Origin of the sequence: Vibrio sp. V19_P1S1T109 (assembly GCF_002241375.1) — a bacterium.
Taxonomy (GTDB): domain Bacteria; phylum Pseudomonadota; class Gammaproteobacteria; order Enterobacterales; family Vibrionaceae; genus Vibrio; species Vibrio anguillarum.
Map to the genome: position 1 here is coordinate 1 of NZ_NDIM01000078.1, position 3,087 is coordinate 3,087.

General features: G+C 44.5%; 3 protein-coding genes, 4 tRNA genes and 1 pseudogene. 7 read left to right on the forward strand and 1 reads right to left on the reverse strand.

The window, feature by feature from the left end:
- Positions 1 to 369: pseudogene (locus B9J87_RS03660) on the forward strand (UDP-N-acetylmuramate dehydrogenase); the annotation flags it as partial.
- Positions 366 to 1,328: a bifunctional biotin--[acetyl-CoA-carboxylase] ligase/biotin operon repressor BirA gene (gene birA, locus B9J87_RS03665; RefSeq protein WP_094149379.1), complete on the forward strand. Its 963-nt coding sequence runs from the start codon at positions 366 to 368 to the stop codon at positions 1,326 to 1,328. The pseudogene B9J87_RS03660 and the gene birA, both read left to right, overlap by 4 nt.
- Before the next feature lie 13 nt (positions 1,329 to 1,341).
- On the opposite strand, the gene coaA is transcribed toward birA, so the two are convergent.
- The gene (gene coaA, locus B9J87_RS03670) at positions 1,342 to 2,265 is read right to left on the reverse strand and encodes a type I pantothenate kinase (RefSeq protein ID WP_010318972.1); all 924 of its coding nucleotides are present in this window, start codon (positions 2,263 to 2,265) and stop codon (positions 1,342 to 1,344) included.
- A 212-nt stretch (positions 2,266 to 2,477) separates the two neighbouring features.
- Between coaA and B9J87_RS03675 the strand changes: the two genes are divergently transcribed.
- The 5 genes from B9J87_RS03675 to B9J87_RS03695 all read left to right on the forward strand — a co-directional run.
- A tRNA-Thr gene (locus B9J87_RS03675) sits at positions 2,478 to 2,553 on the forward strand.
- A gap of 30 nt (positions 2,554 to 2,583) precedes the next feature.
- Positions 2,584 to 2,668, forward strand: a tRNA-Tyr gene (locus tag B9J87_RS03680).
- 34 nt (positions 2,669 to 2,702) lie between these two features.
- Positions 2,703 to 2,777: transfer RNA gene (locus tag B9J87_RS03685), tRNA-Gly, on the forward strand.
- Between the two features lie 10 nt (positions 2,778 to 2,787).
- Positions 2,788 to 2,863, forward strand: a tRNA-Thr gene (locus B9J87_RS03690).
- Between the two features lie 101 nt (positions 2,864 to 2,964).
- On the forward strand, positions 2,965 to 3,087 hold a 123-nt coding region (locus tag B9J87_RS03695; protein WP_254918092.1), incomplete at its 3' end, for a GTP-binding protein.

Consider the following 3,087-nt stretch of genomic DNA (forward strand, 5'->3'; position numbering starts at 1 on the left):
GTGCTAGGTAATGCAGGAAGCTTTTTTAAAAATCCAATTATTAGTTTAGAACATTGGCAGGCTCTTCTTGAGAGTTATCCCGATCTTGTTTCTTACCCCGTGGAAGAAGGCAGAAAAGTAGCGGCTGGGTGGTTGATTGATCAGTGTGGGCTCAAAGGGTATAGCTTAGGTGATGCTCAAGTGCATCCGAAGCAAGCTTTAGTGTTGGTAAATAAAGGTAGCGCTACAGCCTTTGATGTTATTCAACTAGCGATTAAAGTTTGCATAGCAGTTCAGGATAAATTTTCGATATCTTTAGAGCATGAAGTCCGATTTTTAGATGCGATTGGTGAAACGAACCTTGAGCATCTTGCTAAGGAATTAAAGTGAAAGAGCACAGTGTCAAACTATCATTACTTCGTCATCTGGCCAGTGGCGAGTTTTGTTCTGGTGAGTTGCTAGGAGCAGAACTTGGTATTTCTCGCGCCGCAGTCAGTAAGCATATTAAAGGGATTCAAGAGTGGGGAATTGATATTTTCCGCGTCCAAGGCAAAGGCTATCAGCTTGCTCAATCACTGAATCTACTTGATGCGACACAGATCCAAAATGCCGTGCGTAACCCTGTCGAGCTTTTCCCCATTATCGATTCAACCAACCAATACCTGTTAGAACGTGTAGATAACCTTGCTTCGGGCAGCGTTTGCTTAGCAGAGTATCAGGCTAATGGACGGGGTCGGCGTGGGCGTCAGTGGATATCGCCTTTTGGCAGCAATCTTTATGTTTCCATGTACTGGCGACTCGACGCAGGGATGGCGGCCGCAATGGGGCTTAGCCTTGTGGTCGGGGTCGCGATTGTGGAAGCGCTAGCAAGCATCGGATTTGACGGTGTAAAGCTTAAGTGGCCGAACGATCTCTATTTTCAGGATAGAAAGCTGGCGGGCATTTTAGTAGAAATGACAGGGCAGGCTGGCGCAGCGGCACATTTAGTGATTGGGATGGGAATGAACATTTTCATGCCCGAAAATGAGCAATCCATTGACCAGCCATGGGCAAGTTTGTCGCAGGTAGCCGACGGTCTGAAAATAGACAGGAACTTGCTCGCTATTGTCTTTATTCAATCATTAGACCAAGCGCTACGTGATTACGAGCTTTATGGGATGAAGGATTTTATACCGCGCTGGAATCGACTCGATAACTTTATTGGTCGAAAAGTTAAACTGCTTATGGGCCCCAAAGAGGTCTATGGCGTGGTGCACGGAATCAACGAATATGGAGCAGTGTTGCTAGAAACAGAGAATGGAATGGAGAGTTACATTGGTGGCGAAATATCGTTACGCAAGGCAGAGTAACCGCTTTACCAAACTATTTTCTTAGTAGTATCTCTTCCACGGTATGATTGAGGCCTTTACGCAAAACTAACTGAGCGCGCTCTTTGGTCGGTAAAATATTATGTTGCAGATTTTTACCGTTGATCGAGTGCCAAATGCTCTCAGCTTTTTCTCTCGCCTCTAGCTCAGACAGTTTTGTGTAGTGGCTAAAGTACGATCCCGTCTCCTTAAAGGCGCTGTGACGAAACTTCATAAAGCGTTCAACATACCACTTTTCAATAAGTTGACTGTCCGCATCGACATACAGTGAGAAATCTAAGAAATCAGATATAAACACTCGATGTGGATCGTGTGGATAATCCATGCCGCTTTGCAAGACGTTCAATCCTTCAATGATCAACACATCTGGCCTATCGACGACTTTCTCTTCAGTGGTGATGTCGTAAGTAAGATGTGAATAGATCGGCGCGCTTACATTTCTTTTTCCTGCTTTAACATCCGACACAAACTGTACCAGACGTTTCATATCATAAGATTCAGGAAACCCCTTTTTCCCCATAATTCCTCTTTCATTAAGAATTTTGTTGGGAAAAAGAAACCCATCTGTCGTGATCAGTTCAACTTTGGGATGATTCTCCCAGCGTGAAAGAAGCGCTTTTAACAAACGCGCCGTAGTACTTTTCCCAACGGCGACACTTCCTGCGATGCCAATGATAAAAGGAGGCGATATATCGGTATTACCGAGAAATTGATGCAAAACCGCATTTCGGCTTTGTCTGGCGGCCACGTATAAATTAAGTAAGCGAGCCAAAGGCAGATAAATCTCAGCCGTTTCTTTCATCGTTAGGTTTTCATTAATACCTTGTAGCTCTTTTAAGTCAGCCTCAGAGAGAGTCATTGGGACAGAGTTACGTAGCTCGGCCCATTGATTGCGATCAAAAGAGATATAAGGACCCATAAAATACCTAACGATGAATGACAGAAAAAAGAAGAGGATGAAACATACATTAAGGTGAAAAGAATGGAAATGCCTTAAACGATAGAATTGAGTGAGAAAACGCATTTTGCTTGAAAAAGCAACGAACAGGCGAGATTTATGGAAAATTGGTTTTTTTTTAATATTTAGGCTTGCAAGGCTGAGCATCATTCAATAGAATGCGCTCCACTTATGCCGACTTAGCTCAGTAGGTAGAGCAACTGACTTGTAATCAGTAGGTCACCAGTTCGATTCCGGTAGTCGGCACCATTCTTTTTCGAAAGAATGAAGAAAAAATTTGGAGGGGTTCCCGAGTGGCCAAAGGGAGCAGACTGTAAATCTGCCGGCTCCGCCTTCGATGGTTCGAATCCGTCCCCCTCCACCATATTCTTAAGGAAATAGCTCTCAGAGTTACGTGTGCGGGCATCGTATAATGGCTATTACCTCAGCCTTCCAAGCTGATGATGCGGGTTCGATTCCCGCTGCCCGCTCCAATTTTTGAGTGCTGATATAGCTCAGTCGGTAGAGCGCACCCTTGGTAAGGGTGAGGTCCCCAGTTCAACTCTGGGTATCAGCACCAGCTCTCCAAGCAATTATCTCCTTTTGATATATACTCCTTACCAATAATTTTGGTTGCGTGGTCATCAAAGCCACCTAAATCCGTACCTAGAGGGACAACTCATGTCTAAAGCAAAATTTGAACGTACGAAACCGCACGTAAACGTTGGTACTATCGGCCACGTTGACCACGGTAAAACAACTCTAACTGCTGCTATCTGTACTACACTTGCAAAAGTGTACGGT

Bases quoted from the DNA above. Each gene is read 5' to 3' on its own strand.
- coaA (WP_010318972.1), bottom strand. From the start codon at position 2,265: ATGGGTCCTTATATCTCTTTTGATCGCAATCAATGGGCCGAGCTACGT.